Genomic DNA, 19,313 nt, shown 5'->3' with positions numbered 1-19,313 from the left:
GGGGGTTTAACAATTCACGAACGGATATGGGCTGAAAGCAGCCGAAGGTCGGCCCGTCAGGCCGCGCACTGCCCCGGCTGCTGCGCGCGCAGCCATTTGGGCAGGCCGGCCACGCTGGGCAGGACCGCATCTGCCAGCGGCTCCAGCAGAGCCCGCGTGGCAACGCCGGTCAGCACGGCGACCCGCGGCATTCCGGCCCGGCGCGCCGCAGCCATGTCATGTGCGCTGTCACCGACCATCAGCACCTCGCCCGGCTCCAGCCCGCACATCTCGGCGAAAGCCAGCAGCATGTCGGGAGCAGGCTTGGCGGGAAAACCGCTATCGCAGGCGATGATGCGCTCGAAAGCGGCCTCGATCCCCGCCTCGCGCAGATGCGCCCGCGCAGGGCGTTCCATATCGTTGGTCACCACACCAAGCGTGAACCCGCGGCCCATCAATTCGTCCATCAGCGGCACGAGCGGCGTCGCCTCGGCCTGCGGCACGGTCGCGCTAAGCGTCGACATGCGGGTTACGATCCCGGCCATGGAAGCACCCGGAAGCAAAGGCAGAAGCGCTGCCGCGATGTCGTTGGGCGTGTGGCTGACCAGAGTGCTGTCCTTACGAAAGGCACTGAAATCCCACTCGAATCCGACAGCATCCCCCAGCTTGCGGGCCAGTGCAGCATCGCCTTGGGCCATATCCAGCAAAAAGGCACGTGACCAGTTGGCCCAGGTCTTGTGGTAGTCGAAGAGCGTGCCGTCCTTGTCGAAAAGGATCGCCTTAATGGTTGTCATCGGTTCCCCCCGGAAGCCGCACCACTATGCCGCAGCCGAGCGCCAAAGACAATCTTCTTTGCCTTGCGTCAGCGCAGGCGCCGCTACGTCCAGTTGGGCAACGTGCCGCCGGGCAGCGCGGCACGCGCCCGAGGCACGGCTTCCGGAACGATTCCGGCAGCCTCCGCACAGCCCAGAACCCACGCGTCGTCCATCAGCACGAAGTCCAGCACCGCCGCCAAGAACTCAGGGTCCTGCGCCGCGCCGGGCAATCGTGCGGCCTCGATCCCGGTGGCGTTCACGAAGACGTGCAGCAGGTCGTCCGTCCCTGCGATGTAGTCCAATGCCTGCAACGCAACGGTTTCGGCCTCGGACAGGGTCAGTGAGGAATCTCTCCTGGGCGCCATCGGGAGCAAGCCTTTCTTAACTCTTGGCCCGAATGATGGCGACAAAGAGGCGCGGATATCAAGGCACGACATGATGGCGGGAAAAATTCTCATCTACGACGGTATCGCGGCCAACCGTATCGTTCTGCGCTGCAAGCTGTCGGCGGCCTGCTACGATGTTATTCAGGCCGAAAGCTACGACGATCTGGCACGGCTGGCGCGAACGGATGCGCCGGATCTGGTGATCTGCGATCTCGACCAGTCTCCGAAACAGGCTTTGGCCTTGTGCCGCGCCCTCGCCGGTCAGCTGGCGCAGGTCGGGGTTCCGGTCATGCTGATGGCGACCCGCGCCACCGCAACGCTACGGATCGCGGCGTTTCAGGCCGGCGCGTGGGACATCATGCCGAAACCGCTGCATGACGATCTTCTGCTGGCCTCCCTGCGCCAGATCCTGCGCCAGTCCAACGGGCTGAAAGAGTCGCGCAGGCGCCAGGCCAGTGCCGAGGACATGGGCCTTGCCGAACCGCAGACCGGCTTCGCCCATGCGCCCGGGTCCATCGCCATCGTGGCAAGCGATCTGACACTCGCTCGGGACTGGACGGCGCGCCTGCGCGCGCGCCTTCCAAGCGTTGACCTGCGAGCGCTCTCGCCGGACCAGACGCTTGCACGCAGCGATCGCGACGCGGTGCCGGATGCCTTCGTGATCTTCGCGGACGGCGCGGACCGGCCCCGCGCGCTGCATTTGATTTCGGAACTGCATGCCCGCGCCGCAACACAACACTCGCGGCTGCTGCTGGTCATGGGACGCGAAGCGAACGACGACGCAGGTCCGTGCGCCGATACCGCGTCCCGCGCTGCGATGGCCTTGGATCTCGGCGCGAACGATGTGTTGTACGGGGCCTTTCACGTGTCGGAACTCGCCCTCAGGCTGGAGGCACAGACCGCGCGCAAACGCATCACCGACATGATGCGCCAAGCGTTTCACAAAGGCATCGAGATGGCCGCGCGCGACCCGCTGACCAACCTCTACAATCGGCGCTACGCTGTGCCACGGATCAGCCGAATTCTGCGCAGCGCGCGGGACAGAGGGTGTCCGACCGCGTTGATGGCGCTGGACCTCGACCGCTTCAAATCGGTCAACGACACGCATGGCCATGCGGCGGGCGACGCCGTCCTGATCGAGGTCGCACAGCGCCTGTCCGAAGCACTGCGCCCGCGCGACCTGATCGCGCGCAGCGGAGGGGAAGAGTTCTGGATCGCCCTGCCCGACACCGATGGCGACGGCGCCGCGGCCATGGCGCAATCGCTTCGCACCCTGATCCGGTCGAACCCGATCACTCTTCCGGATCGCCGCGGGCTGATTCGCGTAACCATGAGCATCGGCGTCGCCGTGCAGGACCCGGCGTCCAAATCAGACCCGACACTGGATGACCTGCTGGATCGCGCCGATGCCGCGCTTTTCGCTGCCAAGGCCGATGGCCGGGACAAGGTGACATTCGCCCCCTTTGCGGCCTGACATTCCAACTCTAACGACATGGCGCGGCCACGGGCGAGTCACACCAAAACGACGCGCCTGCTCCCTCCCTGCATCCGTGCCACAGGCCGACCCGGCTGCCGCGCGGCGCGCGATTGCCGCCGCCACGCGAGATCCGGAAGCCGCGCCGCCTTGCGCGCACATGCAGACGACATCGGGATTTCGCATGGCGCTCCGCACCCGGACCCGCCACCCCAGGCTTACGCGCAACGGCGCGCGCCTGAGCCGCTTCGTCTCACCGGGTACGCAAGCGCATCTGCCACGCCCTTCACCGCACCCCGGTCGTCTGCCCGAGTTGCCTTTCACTCGCAAACTCCCGGACCGGTGACATCGAGTATTTGGGCGGCAGAACCACGACAGGCCCAGAGGCGGCCGCTAGCGGGGGGCGGACCTTCCCGCGATCCGCTGGACCTCGTGCCATCCGCCCCCCCACGACCGCGCAAGATACGCTCCGCATAATGCGCCCGCTCGTCAGCGGGGAGCGCGAGGATGCGTTGGATAAGCGCGGCGCGCAGCGCCGCTTCGGCCTCACCCCGCGCTTCGGCAAGGTCTTCGAAGGCTGCGCGCAGCGCATCCGGGTCCAGGTCGGGCGCCGCGATCTGCGCCGCCAGTGCCGCGTTGCGCGCTCGGATCTCGGCCCGCCGGTCCTGCACCCCGACCTCTGCCCGCAGCGCACGCCCCTCCTCTCGCAACGCAGCCCGCGCCTCGCGGGGCAGCATCGCCACGTAGCCGAACAGCCCCGGATCGTGCAGCCCCGGCAGGCCGGGCAGGCCGCGCCCCGCTTCGCCGCGATGCAGCACGACGCCGCCCACGGCGCCGAGCACCAGCAGGTTCATCGCCAGCGACAGCGCCAGCGCCAGCTTCAGCCACGGGTTCCTTAAAGACAGTCTCATGGTCAATAGCCCCCGATCCAGCCCGCGGCACCGGGCAGGCCTTGCGCCAATGTGAGCGCAAGCCCGCTCTGGGCGAAGCCAGCACCGCTCACGAAGCCGTTGACGTCGGCCCAGCCACCCAGCCACACCCCTGCCAACACCGTTGCCGCCACCCCAGCGGGCCAGGCCAGCGCTTCCCAGCGGGCCAACGCCGCCTGCCCGACCCGCAACAGTCGGCCCTGCACGGACCCGGCAGCCCGCTGCGGTCCGCTGACGGCCGCGGCGTGCGGCTGCGCTGCCAGCGCGTCGGCCGCGATCCGCTCCAGCAGCGCCGCGTTTGGCCCGGGCCGCGTCGCCCGCGCCTCGGAGAACAGTACCGTCAACATGGCCTCCGCGCCGCCATCCTCGTCTTTGCCATCATCCGTCATCTTCGAACCCCAGTTCCCCGCGCCGTCCCGCCAGCGCAGCCTTCAATCCGCGCCGCCCGCGCGCGGCAAGACTTTCTACCGCTTGCACGCTGACACCGACGATTTCGGCAATGTCAGGATTGGGCAGCCCCTCGATGTCGCGCAGCACCACGACCTGCCGCTGCCGGTCCGGCAGATCGGCCAGCGCGGCCTGCAACGCGGCCTGCCGGGCACGGGCCTGCAAGCGCGCTTCCTGACCCGGCGTGCCATCCGGATGGTCGGGCAGCGTGTCGCGCGGCTGCGGCACCTTTCGGCGATGCCGGTCCGTGCACAGGTTCACGACGACGCGGTACAGCCAGGTCGACACCCGCGCCTCGCCCGCGCGCCAGCCCGGCGCAGCCGTCCAGAGGCGCAGCATCGCCTCCTGAACCACGTCCTCGGCCTCGACCCGGTCGCCCAGAAGCCGCTGTGCCACCGACAGCGCCTGTGGCACCAGCCGCTCGGTCAGCGCGAGCGCGGCAGCGCGGTCCCCGGCCGAATAGCGCGCCAGAAGGTCGGCGTCTCCCGCCGGGCTGTCTGCGTCCAGAGCCATCAGGCCGGTCCCGTCACGTTGAGGCCCCGCCACGAGCGGGGATGTTCAGCACCGGGCCGCGAAGCGGCCCGGGCCGGTGTTCCACGCATGGCTTACTTCGATGGCATCCGGTCGCCGTGCCGCGCCCCATCCGCACCGCCGTGCCCGCGCGGCCCACCGTGCCGCCCCGCCGAGGCGAACTCCCCGGCATCAAGCACGCCATCCTCGTTGATGTCCATGCGCGCCATCATCCGCGTCCGGTCCGGGCCGGGCATCTCGGCCTGCGACAGCTTCCTGTCACCATCCGCATCGAAGCGCGCGATCATCCGCACGGCGCTGTCGGCCTGAATGCGCTGGGTCATCGCGGCCAGTTCGTCCGCCGACAAAGCGCCATCACCATCGGCATCAAGCGCGGCGAAGCGCGCCGCGCCGTGGCTGTCGAGTTCGGCTGCGGTGATCAGTCCGTCACCGTCCGCGTCGATCTGCGAGAAGTCCGGGCGCATCGGCCCGCCGTCCCGCGCCAGCGCCGGGCCAGTTGCCACGAGCGCCAGCATCAGCGCGGTTCCAAGCCGGAGAAAACCCTTGGTGGTCATGTTACGTCATCCTTCGCAGGTTACCGACCGGCGGCCCGTCGCCCCCGGTTCAAAGCTATAACGCAGCCGCTTGCGCATTCCGTCGCGTGCCGGGCCGGAAAACCGAATCCGCCGGGAACGGGGCCGGCGACACGGCGGCGCACGTGGTTCCAATTCGCGCCCGAAAGTGTATGTCGGCGGGTGAAATGGAGATCCCGATGACCGCTACCGCTACCGACACCGACCGCCCGCTGGGCCTGTCCCTTCGCCGCGGCCTCGCCCTGCGCTGCCCGTCCTGCGGGCGCGGGCACTTGATGCGCACCTACCTGAAGCCGCTGGACAGCTGCCCGGCTTGCGGCGAGGACCTGCGACCCGCCCGCGCCGATGACGGGCCTGCCTACCTTACAATCCTCGTGGTCGGGCACCTGATGGCGCCGTTCATCCATGTCGCCTTCACCACGTGGAGGCCCGATCCGCTGGTGATGGCGTTCGGTCTTTCGGCGGGCTGCGTCGCGCTGTCGCTGTTCCTGCTGCCGCGCATGAAAGGACTGATCATCGGGTTTCAGTGGGCGCGGCGGATGCACGGCTTCGGCGACGCGTCGCAGGACGCCTGAAGCGATGACCGCGCCCTCCGGCCCCGCGCGCCCCGTGCCCGGAACGCCGCAGGACAAGACGCGCATCCGCGATGCCGCCACGGTTATCGTCGCGCGCAACCCGGATCGGCCGCAAGTGTTGATGGGCCAGCGAGGCGCCGCCGCCGCCTTCATGCCGAACAAGATGGTGTTTCCGGGCGGCGCAATAGACCCGGGCGATGCCGCCGTGCCGCTGGCCGACGGGCTTGGCCCGATCTGCCGCGCGCGGCTGGCCGAGGATGCCGCGCCCCACATCGCGCGGGCCGCTCCGGCGGCCGCGATCCGCGAGCTGTGGGAGGAAACCGGCCTCGTGCTCGGCACACCCGGCGCCTGGCCGGACGCGCCCCCCGATTGGGCGGGCTTCGCAGCAACCGGCCACCGGCCCTGCGCCGCCGCCCTGCGCTTCGTGTTCCGCGCCATCACGCCGCCGGGCCGCCCGCGCCGCTTCGATGCACGGTTCTTTCTGGCCGATGCCGCCGCGTTGCAGGGCGACCCGGACGATTTCTCGCAGGCCTGCGACGAGCTGAGCGCGCTGCAATGGGTGCCGCTGGACCGGGTGCGCGGGTTCGACCTGCCGTTCATCACGCAGGTCGTGCTGGCCGAGGTCGCGGCGCTGATCGGCACCGAAGGCCCCCCCGACGCCGTGCCGTTCTTCCGCAACGACGACGAAGAGAGCCTGTTCCTGCGCCTGCACGGTCGACCCGCGCAGGACTGACCACTCCAGCGGTCCCGTCAGTAGGGCAGCGGATGCGCCCGGTGCGCCTGCCCGATCTCAGCCATCACGGCGTCAGGCAGGGTCAGGTCCGCCGCGCCGAGCGCCCGGTCCAGCTGTTCCACCGAGGTCGCCCCGATGATGGTGGAGGTCATGAACGGGCGGGCCCGGCAGAACGCGATCGCCATCTGGACAAGGTCGAGCCCGTGCCGCTGCGCGATCTCGGCATAGGCGGCGACGGCATCGTGCACATAGGGCGTCACGCGCCCGCCCAGCGTTTCCTGAATCGACATGCGCGACCCTTCGGGCACCGTTCCACCCGCGTACTTGCCGCTCAGCAGCCCTGTGGCCAGCGGCGAATAGGCAAGGCACCCGACCTGTTCGTTCGCGGCGACCTCGGCAAGGTCGGTGTCGAACAGCCGGTAGAGCAGCGAATACTCGTTCTGGATCGACACCATGCGCGGCCAGCCGTTCGCCTCCGCCACGCGCAGCCACATCATGGTGCCCCAGGCGGTTTCGTTGCTCAGGCCGACATGGCGGATCTTCCCGGCCTCGACCTGGCGCTGCAGTTCGCCCAGCACGTCTTCCATGTGCTGGACCGTTTCGGCCCGGTTCTGGTGCGACGGGTCATAGTCCCAGTTCTGCCGGAAGCAGTAGGAGCCGCGGTTGGGCCAGTGCAACTGGTAAAGGTCCACGTGGTCGGTGCGCAACCGCCGCAACGAGCCGTCCAGCGCGCGGGTGATTGCGTCGGCGCTGATCGGCTCACCGTCGCGGCAGAATCCGCCATTGGCGCCGGTTATTTTCGTGGCCAGCACCACGTCACCGCGCCGCCCGGTCTTTTCCAGCCAGGTGCCCACGATCGCCTCGGTATGGCCCACCGTTTCCGCTTTGATCGGCGTGACCGGGTACATCTCGGCGGTGTCGATGAAGTTCACCCCCGCCTCGAGCGCGCGGTCGATCTGCGCGTGGCCCTCGGCCTCGGTGTTCTGGCTGCCCCATGTCATGGTGCCAAGGCAGATGTCGGACACCATGATATCGGTCCGTCCAAGCGGTCTGTGCTGCATGTTTCGTTCCCTGTCGATGTTTCCCGCATGCCTAGCCAGACCGCGCTCCGGGCGCAAGCGCGCAGCGGAATCGCTTGAGAACATAAGGCGAACAAACTACTTTCAGCGCATGGAAGACCTGCGCCTTCACATGGCCCCGAAACGGCCCGTCCCGCACCTGCCGGTGCTGGGCGACATGACGCTGCGGCTGGGGCGCGTGCACGAATTCTGCGGTCCCGCGCGACGCACGCTGGCGCTGCGCGTGGCGGCGAAGCTGGACGGGCCGGTGATCTGGATCCGCCCCGGCTGGCAGGCCGAACGGCTCAATCCCGAAGGCGTGCTGCCGCTGGGGGTGGAACCTGGACGGCTGATCTTCGTCGATCCGCGCCGGGCCGAAGACATCCTGTGGTCCGCCGAAGAGGCGCTGCGCTGCGGGGCGGTCGCGCTGGTGGTGTGCGAATTGCACGCCCTGCCCGGCCTGACCCCGGTGCGCCGACTGCACCTTGCCGCCGAAGCGGGCGCGGAGGCGATGGGCACCGCGCCGCTGGGCCTGCTGCTGGCACAGGCGAACGGCGGGGTGCCGGGCGTGGAAAGCCGCTGGTACATGACCTTCGCCCACGGTCTGAAGGAAGAAGACGGCTGGCGCCTCGAACGCCGCCGCGCCCGCACCGACCCACCCGCCGCATGGCATGTGGACGCGCGCGGCGAAACCCGCCCACTCGGGGCGCCACGCGGCACCGGCTGACCGCCGCGCTGGGGCCGGTGCCGCTGTCATGCTGCCGTCAAAAGACTGTCATCCATCATGGTTAACACAGCGCCAAGCGTCCCCGGAAGGCGGGCGCGCCATGCCAGAAAGGACCCCGACAATGCTTGCGAAACTCATCGCCGTGGCGGTCGCCGCGGCCAGCACGACCCCGCTCTTCGCGGCAAGCTTTGCCACGCTCGACGGCACGGCGCCGCTGGTGATCGCCCATCGCGGCGCCTCCGGTTATCTGCCGGAACACACGCTTGGCGCCTATGAACTCGCCATCCAACTCGGTGCCGACATCGTCGAACCAGACGTGCTGTTGACCGCCGATGGCGAAGCGATCATGATGCACGACACGACGCTCACCCGCACCACCGACATCGAGGCGCGCTTCGCCCCCCGCAACGGCGGATACGCGGTGGCGGATTTCACCTTGGCCGAAATCAAGACCCTCACGGTCGACCCCACCGGCACGGCGGCGACCAGCTATCCCGGCTTCACCCCGTCCATGGCCGACCCCTACAAGGTGCCGACCTTCGCCGAATTTCTCGCCTACGTGAGGGATTACAACAACACGAACAGAACCCGTATCGGCGTCTATCCCGAATCCAAGATCCCCGCCACGACCAGCCAGAACACCAAGATCGTCGACCTGATGCAGGCCTACGGGTTCACCGCCGCGGACCAGAACAGCTACCTGCAGACCTTCGACCATCTCGCCGCACGTCAGCTTGCCGACCTTCAGGCCGCGCGCGGAATGACCGTGCCGGTCGCGGCCCTCGGCGCGGCGGTCGCGATGGGCAGCGGCTTCGGCGTGTTCGACTTCGTGAACGGGACACTCAGTCCGCTGGCCGATCTTGCCACCTTCGCGGGCGGCGTCGGCGTCGCGCTCGCCTCGTCCGACCTCAACGCCGATTTCGTCAGCGCCGCCCACGCGGTCGGCCTCGAAGTGCACGGCTGGACCTTCAACATCGCCGACCCGATCGCCGCCGCCGATCAGTATGGCAGCTTCATCGGGATGGGCCTCGACGGGCTGTTCACCAACTACACGGACCTCGCCGTCGCCGCGGTCGCACGCGCTGCGTCAACTCCTGTGCCGCTGCCCGCGGGCCTCCCGCTTCTGCTGGGCGGACTGGGCGTGATGGCGACGCTGACGGCCCGCCGCACTCGTCGCGCCTGACGATGCCATCCGCGCCCGCGCCCCGCTGCAGGCCGCGGGGGCGGATGCGTCAACCCGTCCGCGCCGCGCCTCGTTTCAGCGCGGACGGGGCGCCGCGCGCCTCCTACGGGACACCTTCAGCGTCATCACGGTGATGTTTCCCCGCCGCGCCGCGATCCGCGATAGGCTCCGTTCATGCTGCTGCGCGCTATCCTTTGCCTCGTGGTCCTTGCCTGCGGCGACCTCGCGGTCGCCGCTCCCGCCCGCTACGCACTCGATCCCACCGGGTCGGAGGTGCGCTTTTCCTATGTCGTGGGCGGGGTGGAGGCGGCCGGCACGATGCCCGTGACCGCTGCCGACATCGTTCTGGATTTTGACAACGCTGCGGCGTCGGGCGCGCGCGTGACTCTTAGCGCGGAAGGCGCGCAGACCGGCGTTGCACTGATGACCAGCGCTTTGAAAGGAAATGATGTTCTTGATACGGACCGGTTTCCCGACATCCGTTTCCGCAGCACGGGTTTCACCGCAAGCCCGGGCGGTGCGGTGGTGCGCGGCGATGTGACTGTGCGCGGTGTCACCCGGCCGCTGACGCTTCGGGCCACCATCTTCCGCCCCGAAGGCAGCGCGCCGGGGGACCGCACGCGCCTGACCGTGAGGCTGACCGGTGCGATCGACCGGCACGCCTTCGGCGCGTCGGGCTATTCCGGGCTGGTGGAGCCGACGGTGACACTCGACATCCGGGCGCGGCTGCTGCGCAGCGACTGACCGCTGGAACTCCGCCCCCGACTGCGCTACTCCCCGCCCCAGACACGCGGTTCGCAAAGGCGCAGGGCATGGCACGGATTCTGATCACTTCTGCAATCCCCTACATCAACGGGATCAAGCACTTGGGCAACCTGGTGGGCAGCCAGCTTCCCGCCGACCTGCACGCGCGCTACCACCGCGCGCGCGGCAACGAGGTGCTGTTCCTGTGCGCTACCGATGAACACGGAACGCCCGCCGAACTGGCTGCCGCGAAGGCCGGCAAGCCGGTGGCGGAATACTGCGCCGAAATGCACGCCATCCAGGCCGAACTGGCGCGCGGCTTCCGGTTGTCCTTCGACCATTTCGGCCGCTCCTCCAGCGCGCAGAACCATCGCCTGACACAGCATTTTGCGGGTCGCCTTGCCGATGCCGGGCTGATCGAGGAAGTGAGCGAACGGCAAGTCTATTCAAATGCCGACGGCCGTTTCCTGCCCGACCGCTACATCGAAGGCACCTGCCCCAATTGCGGCTACGACAAGGCCCGCGGCGACCAGTGCGAGAACTGCACCAAGCAGCTGGATCCGACCGACTTGATCGACCCGCGCAGCGCGATCAGCGGCTCGACCGATCTCGAAGTACGCGAGACGAAACACCTATACCTGCGGCAGTCGGGGATGCGCGGCCCGCTGAACGAGTGGATCGACGGGAAGACCGACTGGCCGATCCTGACCACCTCCATCGCCCGCAAGTGGCTGAACGACGGGGACGGCCTGCAAGACCGGGGCATCACCCGCGATCTCGACTGGGGCATCCCGGTCAAGCGCGGCAGCGATGACTGGCCCGGCATGGAAGGCAAGGTGTTCTACGTCTGGTTCGACGCGCCGATCGAATACATCGCCGCCGCCGCCGAATGGTCGAAGGCAACGGGCCGAAAGGGCGGCGAATGGCTGAGTTGGTGGCGCACCGACATGGGCGCCGACGACGTCCGTTACGTGCAGTTCATGGGCAAGGACAACGTGCCCTTCCACACGCTGTCCTTCCCGGCGACAATCATGGGTTCGGGCGAGCCTTGGAAGCTGGTCGATTACATCAAGTCGTTCAACTATCTGAACTATGATGGCGGGCAATTTTCCACCAGCCAGGGGCGCGGCGTGTTCATGGATCAGGCTCTGGAGGTGCTGCCCGCCGACTACTGGCGCTGGTGGCTGCTGTCCCATGCGCCCGAAGGGTCCGACAGCGAATTCACGTGGGAGAATTTCCAGGTCAGCGTGAACAAGGACCTTGCGGACGTGCTTGGCAATTTCGTCAGCCGGATCACGAAATTCTGCCGGTCCAAGTTCGGAGAGCAGGTCCCCGAAGGCGGCAGCTATGGTCGCCGCGAGGAAGACGTGATCAACGCCCTGCGCGCACGGGTGCGCAGCTACGAGGCGCATATGGATGCGATCGAAATCCGCAAGGCGGCTGGGGAGTTGCGCGCGATCTGGGTGCTGGGCAACGAGTACCTCCAGGAGGCCGCGCCCTGGTCGCTGTTCAAGACCGACCCCGAGGCCGCCGCCGCCGTCACGCGCTTCGCGCTGAACCTGATCGGCGTCTACGCTGCGCTGTCGCAGCCCTTCATTCCCGATGCAAGCGCCGAGATGGCCGCTTCGATGGGCATCGACGCGCTGGACTGGCCCGACGACTGCGACGCCGCGCTGTCGCGGCTGGCACCGGGTCACGCGTTCCGGGTGCCCGAAGTGATGTTCGCCAAGATCAGCGACGAGGCCCGCGAGGACTGGCAGACCCGCTTCTCGGGGCAGCGCGACTGAACCGCAAGGGACACGCGGCACTCGCCCGACGGAAGACTCGACTTTTCATTGCAGCGTCGCAATAATCTGCGTTGTCCGCATATCTTTTGCCGACGGGTGGCACGGGATCGGCGGGCGCAGACAGCGGCGCGCATGAAACCCGAGCATCTGGACAGTTGGCTGAACGCCCCGGATGACGCCTTCGAAGCCTTCTTCGAACAGGCGCCGGTCTACATGTTCTCGGCCAGCGCAGACTGGACCATCACGCGCGCCAGCAAGGCATGGTGCGAAGGGTCCGGCCACGCGCTCGATGACCTGCGCGGGCGCTGCGCGCTGGAATTTCTGGCCCCGGAAAGCCGCGAGAAGGCCGAAACGGAAACCCTGCCGCGTTTTACCGAAACGCGCGTGATCGAAGGGGTGCAGCTGGATTTCCTGCGCGCCGACGGGTCGGTGCTGCCTGTGGTGCTGTCGGCGCGGGCCCAGATCGACGATACCGGCCGTGTCATCCGTGTGCTGGTGACGATGTTCGACAACAGCGAAGCCAAGGCCGCGCAGGCCGCGCTGAGCGCCGCCATCGCCGAGGTCAAGGAAGCGAACGCCTCCAAGTCGCGCTTCCTTGCCGCCATGAGCCACGAGATCCGGACCCCCATGAACGCGATCCTCGGGTTCGCGCAGTTGCTGAAGATGTCCGATCTCGACGACAAGCGGCGCGCCCATGTGGACGCCATCCAAAGCGCCGGCGGCACGCTGATGAACCTTCTGACCGATCTTCTGGATCTCAGCCAGATGGAAGCGGGTCACATCAAGATCGAGGCAAAACCATTTGATCTGGATGATTTTCTTGGTCAGCTTGCAGATTGGTGGCAGACCGCCGCGGCGGACAAGGGCCTGCGGCTGCGGATCGCCAAGGACCAGGGCTTGCCGGGATGCATCATTTCGGACAAGGGGCGCATCCAGCAGGTTCTGAACAATTTCCTGGGCAATGCGGTGAAGTTCACCGAACAGGGCCGCATCACCCTCGCCATCGAGGAGATCGCCCATCATGGGGCCCACCGCCGCATCCGCTTTGAGGTGAGCGACACCGGCCCCGGCCTGAGCGACGCGCAGACCGAGCGGTTGTTCCAGCCCTTCGTGCAGGTCGGCGCCGATTGCAGCAACGAACGCGGCGGCTGGGGGCTTGGCCTGTCGATCTGCCACCAGATCGCCACGGCGATGGGCGGCACGGTGGGAGTGGCGTCGCGGGTCGGCGTCGGATCCACCTTCCATTTCGAGGTCGATGTCGGCACACCAGCGCCTCTTTCCGACGATCCCGGTGGGTCCGACGGCACCGGATGCGAGCGGGACGAGCCGCGGCGCGGCGGGGCGACGGACGACCCGGCGGGCTTGCATATCCTCGTGGCCGAGGACAACCCGGCCAGCCGCACAATGATGCGCGAGATGCTGACCGAACTCGGTCACCGCGTCACCACCACGCCCGACGGGCTGGCCGCCGTGCGCGAAATCGAATCGCAGCCGTTCGACATGGTGTTCATGGACGTGGCGATGCCGCAGCTCGACGGGCTGGGTGCCACTCGCCTGATCCGCAGCGCGCCGCCACCGCGCCATGTGACACCGATCATCGGCTGCTCGGCGCATATTGCCGATCCGGGCCGCTTCCGCGCCGCGGGCATGGATGATTTCCTGCCCAAGCCGGTGGACCGCGACCGCCTGCAACACCTGATCCGGCAATTCGCGCCCCAAACACGGGGCGGCGACGGCGGTGGATCGGACGCACGCTGAACCCGGTTCCGGCGACGGCTGCGACGCCTGCGCACGATCCGAACACGGTTTTGTCATGGCCCCGTCACGATGTTTCGCGTAAACCGCGCCCATGAAACCCGCCGCCGCGTCCCGCACGAAACACGTTCGCACGCTTTTCCTGTCCGATATCCACCTCGGCACGCGCGGTTGTCAGGCGGACATGCTTCTGGATTTCCTTGGGCGGCACGAGGCCGACAAGATCTTCCTTGTCGGCGACATCTTCGACGGCTGGCGCCTGCGGCGGGGCTGGCACTGGCCACAGGCCCACAACAACGTGGTCGAAGCGCTCATGGCCAAAGCCCATGCCGGAACCCCGATCACATACATTCCCGGCAACCATGACGAGGTGATGCGCAGCTATCTTGGCACCCATTTCGGCGGGATCGAGGTCAAGGCCAACGACGAGCATGTGACAGCCTGCGGCAAGCGGCTGCTTGTCACGCATGGCGACCAGTACGATGTAGTGGTGATGAACGCCAAGTGGCTGGCGCATGTGGGCGACCGCGCCTACAACGCGGTGCTGATCCTCAACACAGCGGTGAACCGGGTCCGTCGTCTTTGGGGCGGGCAGTTCTGGTCGCTGTCGAACTGGGCCAAACAGCAGGTCAAGCGGGCTGTCAACTTCATTGGCGAATACGAGACGGTGCTTGCCGACGAGGCCCGGCGCGGCGGTTACGACGGGATCGTGTGCGGTCATATCCACAAGGCCGAACTGCGCCCGGTCGATGACATCCTTTATGTCAATTGCGGCGACTGGGTGGAAAGCTGCACCGCGATCGTGGAACATCACGACGGCACGCTGCAACTGATCGACTGGGCCCGAAAGGTGCGCCAGTCCAACCACCGCAAGCGGCTGCGGGCACGGGCGCAGGTCCAAACCCCGGCTCCGGCTCCCGCCCCGCTGGCCGAAAACCCAACGGAAAAAGCCCACTGAACGCCAGGGGCCACAGGAACACGCGCACATGTCCCAGACAGACCTTGCCCGCCAGCAGCTTTCCGGCGCCGTTCACCAGAACCGTGCATTCAGCCGTACCGGTTTGCAGGAACGCGCTTTTTCCAAGCTTTTCCAGGGACTGGTCTATGCCCAGATCTGGGAGGATCCGGTCGTCGACATGGACGGGCTCGCGCTGGAGCCGGGCGACAACATCGTTTGCATCGCGTCGGGCGGCTGCAACATGATGAGCTACCTGACCCGCGCGCCCGGTTCGATTTCTGCGGTGGACTTGTCGCCTGCGCATGTGGCGCTGAACCGGCTGAAGATCGCGGCCGCGACGGCGTTGCCGGATCACGCGGCCTTTTACGACTTCTTCGGACATGCCGACCGGCCCGGAAACCCCGCGCTCTATGACCGCCACATCGCACCCGTGCTGGACGCGCAAAGCCGCGCCTGGTGGGAAACGCGCCAAGGCCGCCTGCGCCGCCGGATCGACATGTTCGCGCACGGCTTCTACCGCTTTGGCGCATTGGGCCGGTTCATCACCGCGATGCACGCTGTCTCCCGCATCGGCGGGGTGGACTATGCCCCGCTGCTTGCGGCGCGCACCCTTGAAGAACAGACCGCTTTCTTCGACAGCCAGATCGCGCCGCTGTTCGAAAACCGGCTGGTCCGGATGCTGGCGCGCCGCCGTGCCTCGCTGTTCGGGTTGGGCATCCCGCCCGCCCAGTTCGAGAAACTGGCCAGCGACGGCGGCGGCGACATCGTGCCGGTGCTTCGCGAACGAACCCGCAAGCTGATGTGCGATTTCCCGATATCCGAGAACTATTTCGCCTGGGCGGCCTTCAACCGTGGCTATCGCGCGGATGGCACTGGGCCTGTGCCGCCCTATCTGAATGCTGCGAATTACGACGCGGTCCGCGCCCATGCCCCGCGCGCGAGCATCGTCAACCGCTCGCTCACCGACATGCTGGCCGACCGCGAAGGGGCCAGCACGCAGGCCTATGTGCTGCTCGATGCGCAGGACTGGATGACCGATGCGCAACTCGAGGCGCTGTGGACCCAGATCACCCGCACCGCGACCCCTGGCGCAAGGGTGCTGTTCCGCACCGGCGGCGCCCCCGACATCCTGCCCGGCCGCGTCCCCGACAGCATCCTGTCGCGCTGGCGCTACCAGCCGGGCTGCGAAGACCTGTGGGCGCGGGACCGGTCCGCGATCTACGGTGGCGTGCATGTCTACCGGTTCGAGGGCTGAGCGATGGCAGGCACCACCACGAACCATGACCAGTTGATGAACGCGGTCTACCGCAACCAGCGCTTCATCTACGACGTGACGCGCAAGTACTACCTGCTTGGCCGCGACCGGCTGATCGAGGGGCTGGACGTGCCGCCGGGCGGCAGCGTGCTGGAAGTCGCCTGTGGCACCGGGCGCAACCTGATCAAGGCCGGCCGGGCTTATCCAGATGCGCGGCTTTACGGCTTCGACATCTCGACCGAAATGCTGACCACGGCGCGCGCGAACCTGGCGCGGGCGGGCATGGCGGACAGGGTGCAATTGATACAGGCTGACGCCACTGATTTCAGCGCTGACACGCTGTTCGGTCAGCCCGCTTTCGACCGCGTCTTCATCTCCTACAGTCTGTCGATGATACCCGATTGGCAAGCCGCGCTCGACTGTGCGCTGCGCCAGACCGCGCCGGGGGGGCAGCTTGCGGTGGTGGATTTCAGCCAGCAGGCCGACCTTCCACGCTGGTTTTCCAAGGGCTTGCTGGCATGGCTGGCGAAGTTCCACGTCGCGCCGCGGCGCGAGTTACCAGGCGCGGTCACGCAGCTGGCCGACCGCGACGGCGCAAGGGCCGAGCTGTCGCACCTCTACCGCGACTATGCCGTATTGGGCCGCATCCACCGCGCAGACACTCCGGCGCCGTCTTAATTGTTTCATTCGACAACAGGCCGGTCCTGCGCCTAGACTGCCGCGCAACGCAATGCACGGACCGCCATGAGACAGCTTCCCGACGGGCTTCGCCCCGACCGCCCCGCCCGTTCCGACCGCGCCTTCGTCACTCTGGTCACCAATGCCGACTACGTACTGGGGGCACGGGCGCTGTTACGGTCCATAGCGCTGACCGGCACGGCGGCCGACATGGTGGTACTGCACACGGCTGCCGTCGCCGCGCGGGATCTCGACGGGCTGCGAGACCTCGGTGCCCGGCTGGTCCGCACCGAACTGCTGCCGACTTCGGCGGCGTTCAACACTGCCCATTCGCGCCGCAACCAGCATGCCGCCGCGCCCTTCACAAAGGGCGAGAAGCCTACCTTTCACACCCCGCTCGACAATTTCGTCAAGCTGCGGCTGTGGCAACTGACCGAGTACCGCGCAGTGGTCTTCATCGACGCAGACGCGCTGGTGCTGCGCAACGTGGACCGGCTGTTCGACTATCCCGAATTCTGCGCCGCGCCGAACGTCTATGAAGGCATGGCGGATTTTCACCGGCTGAATTCGGGCGTATTCACCGCGCGCCCCGACAGTGACACCTTCGCCGACATGCTGACCCGCATCGACAGGCCCGGCACCTTCTGGCGGCGCACCGATCAGACATTTCTCGAACACTACTTCCCCGACTGGCACGGGCTACCGGTGACCTTCAACATGCTGCAATACGTGTGGTTCAACATGCCCGAGCTATGGGACTGGGGCAGCATCCGGATCCTGCACTACCAGTACGAGAAACCCTGGCAGACACCCCATCCCAAGGCGCAAGAACTGGCCCCGCTGATCGCGCTTTGGCAGGCCTATGTCTCGGGCGGGCCGATCCCGGCACTGGACACGCTGCCCGCCGCGGCATGAGGCTGCTGCTGACCGGTGCGTCGGGCTACCTTGGCGGGTTCATCGCGGCCCGCGCACGGGCTGAAGGGACGGCGCTGACGGTGCTGGGTCGCAAGGCCCCCGACAGCGGCGGCTGGCTCCGGTTCGATCTGGACGCCCCACCGTCCGCCCTGCCCGCCGCCGACGCGCTGGTCCACGCCGCGTTCTCCCACGTGCCGGGCCGGTATCGCGGGGGCGAGGGCGACGATGCGGACGGCTTCGTGCGGCGCAACCGCGATGGCAGCGCGCGCCTGTTCGACGCTGCGCAGGCCGCGGGCATCGGGCGAGTGGTTTTTCTGTCCTCACGCGCGGTCTATGGCCCGCGCCCGCCGGGCACGCGCTTGCGCGAAGACGACGCGCTTGCGCCCGACACGCTCTATGGTCGCATGAAGGCCGACACCGAGGCGGACCTGCACGCCCGCGCGACGCCGGGCTTCACCCCTTCAAGCCTGCGCATCACCGGCGTCTACGGGCAGGCCGTCCCCGGCACGCCGCACAAATGGGCCGACCTGCTGTCCGATTTCGCGGCGGGCCGCCCGATCGCCCCGCGTATCGCCACGGAAGTGCACGGCGCGGACATGGCAGCCGGGCTCTGGGCCGTGCTGACCGCACCACCCGGTCAGGTGACGGGACGCGCCTTCAACCTGTCGGACCTGATGCTCGACCGGCACGAGTTGCTGTCGCTTTATGCGGACCTGCACGGCATCCCGCACGCCCCACCAGACCGCGCCCCCGGTCCACCGCCGAACGAAATGGCCTGCGACAGCCTCGCGGCGCTTGGCTGGCAGCCTGGGGGCTTGCCGCGGCTGCGCGCGACGTTGGCCGCGCTGCCCCCGGGCGGCTAGGGCATCGCGAAGGTCAGGGACGCCCACCGCGACAGCCAGACGGCCTCGCGCGCGGCGGGATCGCCCTCCACCGGCTCCAGCGTGGTGAAGTTGGCCAGCACTTCCGCCCCTGCGGGCAGCACCGCCGTCACCCGGCCCCGCGCGTCGCTGCGCAGCGTGTCGCGGGTGACCTTGCCGCCATGGCGCACGAACAGTTCCATCTGGGCATCGGCGCGCGGCGCGCCGCCATCGAACATCCGCAAGACGACCGGCCCTCCGTCGCGCACCGTGTAGGGGTTGGTTTCTGCCACGATCTCCACTTCGAGACCGAGACGCCGATCCGCGCCGCTGCGCCCATCCCCCACCGCCACCAGCGATTTCGCATGGCGGAAATACATCTCGCGGAAGCCATTGTCCGGCAGGCCGCGCGCGCGGTGCAGATCGCGCGCCGCGCCAAGGTCGTGCTGTCCGGTAAACGCCTCGAACCGGTCCCAGCCGTCATAGGTCAGCCACAGCGCCGTGGTTTCATGCACGATGACCCACAGTCCAGTCGCGGGAGGCTCCAACGCCAGCGCCGGGCGGTCGCCCATCCGGCCAGACACGGGGCGCAGACGGTCCGCCGGACCAGCCTCGAAACGCAGGAAATTGTCGGGCACGTAGGGATAGCTCGCGCCCGCGAACATCTCTCCGATCTTGAGGCTGGCGCGCAACGCGTCCCCCGGTCCAAGCGTGTAGGCCTGCGGTTCGATCCAGAATTCGTGGGCCCGCGCCGCCATCGGCGCGCACAACCCCAACACGATTGCCAGCGCCGCGCGCGCGCCGCGAAAAGGTTCCGTCATGCCCATGCTCCTCGTCCGGCCGGCACCATCAGGTCGCTTCACCCTCACAGCCCGTGGGCAGGTGTCAAGACGTGTGCGCGGAACAACGGGGTCGGCAGGCGTCAGCCGCCCTGCTAGGACTTGGGCCTGTC

General features: G+C 67.8%; 21 protein-coding genes. 13 read left to right on the top strand and 8 right to left on the bottom strand.

Going from position 1 to position 19,313, the window contains the following annotated elements; translation table 11 throughout:
* Positions 1 to 56 precede the first annotated feature (56 nt).
* A complete protein-coding gene (locus DKT77_RS03040) occupies positions 57 to 773 on the bottom strand; it encodes an HAD family hydrolase (RefSeq protein ID WP_109810267.1) in 717 nt (238 codons plus the stop codon).
* Between the two features lie 83 nt (positions 774 to 856).
* On the bottom strand, positions 857 to 1,159 hold the full coding sequence (locus DKT77_RS03035; RefSeq protein WP_109810266.1) for a DUF3572 domain-containing protein: 303 nt from the start codon (positions 1,157 to 1,159) through the stop codon (positions 857 to 859).
* Between the two features lie 73 nt (positions 1,160 to 1,232).
* Between DKT77_RS03035 and DKT77_RS03030 the strand changes: the two genes are divergently transcribed.
* The gene (locus DKT77_RS03030; RefSeq protein ID WP_238547652.1) at positions 1,233 to 2,654 is read left to right on the top strand and encodes a diguanylate cyclase; all 1,422 of its coding nucleotides are present in this window, start codon (positions 1,233 to 1,235) and stop codon (positions 2,652 to 2,654) included.
* A 320-nt stretch (positions 2,655 to 2,974) separates the two neighbouring features.
* On the opposite strand, the gene DKT77_RS03025 is transcribed toward DKT77_RS03030, so the two are convergent.
* The 4 genes from DKT77_RS03025 to DKT77_RS03010 all read right to left on the bottom strand — a co-directional run bounded on the left by DKT77_RS03025 (position 2,975) and on the right by DKT77_RS03010 (position 5,115).
* Positions 2,975 to 3,565, bottom strand: coding sequence for a periplasmic heavy metal sensor (locus DKT77_RS03025; protein WP_109810264.1), 591 nt, complete (start codon positions 3,563 to 3,565; stop codon positions 2,975 to 2,977).
* Between the two features lie 2 nt (positions 3,566 to 3,567).
* A complete protein-coding gene (locus DKT77_RS03020) occupies positions 3,568 to 3,972 on the bottom strand; it encodes a hypothetical protein (protein ID WP_109810263.1) in 405 nt (134 codons plus the stop codon).
* Entirely contained in the window at positions 3,962 to 4,543 is a 582-nt protein-coding gene (locus DKT77_RS03015; RefSeq protein ID WP_109810262.1) for a sigma-70 family RNA polymerase sigma factor, read from the bottom strand. Before DKT77_RS03015 ends, DKT77_RS03020 begins: the two co-directional genes overlap by 11 nt.
* Positions 4,544 to 4,635: 92 nt before the next feature.
* The gene (locus tag DKT77_RS03010) at positions 4,636 to 5,115 is read right to left on the bottom strand and encodes an EF-hand domain-containing protein (RefSeq protein ID WP_238547651.1); all 480 of its coding nucleotides are present in this window, start codon (positions 5,113 to 5,115) and stop codon (positions 4,636 to 4,638) included.
* A 197-nt stretch (positions 5,116 to 5,312) separates the two neighbouring features.
* On the opposite strand from DKT77_RS03010, the gene DKT77_RS03005 reads away from it, so the two are divergent.
* Both DKT77_RS03005 and DKT77_RS03000 read left to right on the top strand, forming a co-directional pair.
* Complete coding sequence (locus DKT77_RS03005; RefSeq protein ID WP_338016057.1) at positions 5,313 to 5,708, top strand: DUF983 domain-containing protein; 396 nt, start codon at positions 5,313 to 5,315, stop codon at positions 5,706 to 5,708.
* Between the two features lie 4 nt (positions 5,709 to 5,712).
* Entirely contained in the window at positions 5,713 to 6,441 is a 729-nt protein-coding gene (locus DKT77_RS03000) for an NUDIX hydrolase (protein ID WP_109810260.1), read from the top strand.
* Positions 6,442 to 6,458: 17 nt separating this feature from the next.
* On the opposite strand, the gene DKT77_RS02995 is transcribed toward DKT77_RS03000, so the two are convergent.
* Complete coding sequence (locus tag DKT77_RS02995; protein WP_109810259.1) at positions 6,459 to 7,502, bottom strand: aldo/keto reductase; 1,044 nt, start codon at positions 7,500 to 7,502, stop codon at positions 6,459 to 6,461.
* Positions 7,503 to 7,611: 109 nt separating this feature from the next.
* Between DKT77_RS02995 and DKT77_RS02990 the strand changes: the two genes are divergently transcribed.
* The 10 genes from DKT77_RS02990 to DKT77_RS02945 all read left to right on the top strand — a co-directional run bounded on the left by DKT77_RS02990 (position 7,612) and on the right by DKT77_RS02945 (position 18,364).
* A complete protein-coding gene (locus DKT77_RS02990; RefSeq protein ID WP_109810258.1) occupies positions 7,612 to 8,226 on the top strand; it encodes an ImuA family protein in 615 nt (204 codons plus the stop codon).
* A 121-nt stretch (positions 8,227 to 8,347) separates the two neighbouring features.
* On the top strand, positions 8,348 to 9,409 hold the full coding sequence (locus DKT77_RS02985; RefSeq protein ID WP_238547650.1) for a glycerophosphodiester phosphodiesterase family protein: 1,062 nt from the start codon (positions 8,348 to 8,350) through the stop codon (positions 9,407 to 9,409).
* A gap of 174 nt (positions 9,410 to 9,583) precedes the next feature.
* The gene (locus DKT77_RS02980) at positions 9,584 to 10,153 is read left to right on the top strand and encodes a YceI family protein (RefSeq protein ID WP_109810257.1); all 570 of its coding nucleotides are present in this window, start codon (positions 9,584 to 9,586) and stop codon (positions 10,151 to 10,153) included.
* A gap of 68 nt (positions 10,154 to 10,221) precedes the next feature.
* Entirely contained in the window at positions 10,222 to 11,940 is a 1,719-nt protein-coding gene (gene metG / locus DKT77_RS02975; RefSeq protein WP_109810256.1) for a methionine--tRNA ligase, read from the top strand.
* A gap of 132 nt (positions 11,941 to 12,072) precedes the next feature.
* A complete protein-coding gene (locus tag DKT77_RS02970; RefSeq protein ID WP_109810255.1) occupies positions 12,073 to 13,698 on the top strand; it encodes an ATP-binding protein in 1,626 nt (541 codons plus the stop codon).
* Positions 13,699 to 13,789: 91 nt separating this feature from the next.
* Complete coding sequence (locus tag DKT77_RS02965) at positions 13,790 to 14,653, top strand: UDP-2,3-diacylglucosamine diphosphatase (RefSeq protein WP_109810254.1); 864 nt, start codon at positions 13,790 to 13,792, stop codon at positions 14,651 to 14,653.
* A gap of 28 nt (positions 14,654 to 14,681) precedes the next feature.
* Positions 14,682 to 15,908 (top strand): BtaA family protein, encoded by a 1,227-nt coding sequence (locus DKT77_RS02960; RefSeq protein ID WP_109810253.1) that lies wholly within the window; start codon positions 14,682 to 14,684, stop codon positions 15,906 to 15,908.
* A 3-nt stretch (positions 15,909 to 15,911) separates the two neighbouring features.
* Positions 15,912 to 16,586, top strand: coding sequence for a class I SAM-dependent methyltransferase (locus DKT77_RS02955; protein ID WP_109810252.1), 675 nt, complete (start codon positions 15,912 to 15,914; stop codon positions 16,584 to 16,586).
* Positions 16,587 to 16,652: 66 nt separating this feature from the next.
* Positions 16,653 to 17,501, top strand: a complete 849-nt coding sequence (locus DKT77_RS02950; RefSeq protein ID WP_109810251.1) for a glycosyltransferase — start codon at positions 16,653 to 16,655, stop codon at positions 17,499 to 17,501.
* Positions 17,498 to 18,364: an NAD-dependent epimerase/dehydratase family protein gene (locus DKT77_RS02945; protein WP_109810250.1), complete on the top strand. Its 867-nt coding sequence runs from the start codon at positions 17,498 to 17,500 to the stop codon at positions 18,362 to 18,364. Before DKT77_RS02950 ends, DKT77_RS02945 begins: the two co-directional genes overlap by 4 nt.
* Here the strand turns inward: DKT77_RS02945 and DKT77_RS02940 are convergent.
* Positions 18,361 to 19,182, bottom strand: a complete 822-nt coding sequence (locus DKT77_RS02940; RefSeq protein WP_238547649.1) for a DUF4198 domain-containing protein — start codon at positions 19,180 to 19,182, stop codon at positions 18,361 to 18,363. The two genes, DKT77_RS02945 and DKT77_RS02940, sit on opposite strands and share 4 nt — an antisense overlap.
* Between the last annotated feature and the right edge of the window lie 131 nt (positions 19,183 to 19,313).

Source organism: Meridianimarinicoccus roseus (genome assembly GCF_003172915.1).
Lineage (GTDB): Bacteria > Pseudomonadota > Alphaproteobacteria > Rhodobacterales > Rhodobacteraceae > Meridianimarinicoccus > Meridianimarinicoccus roseus.
The sequence above is the reverse complement of the archived record's forward strand: the minus strand, read 5'-3'. Positions and strand labels throughout refer to the sequence as shown.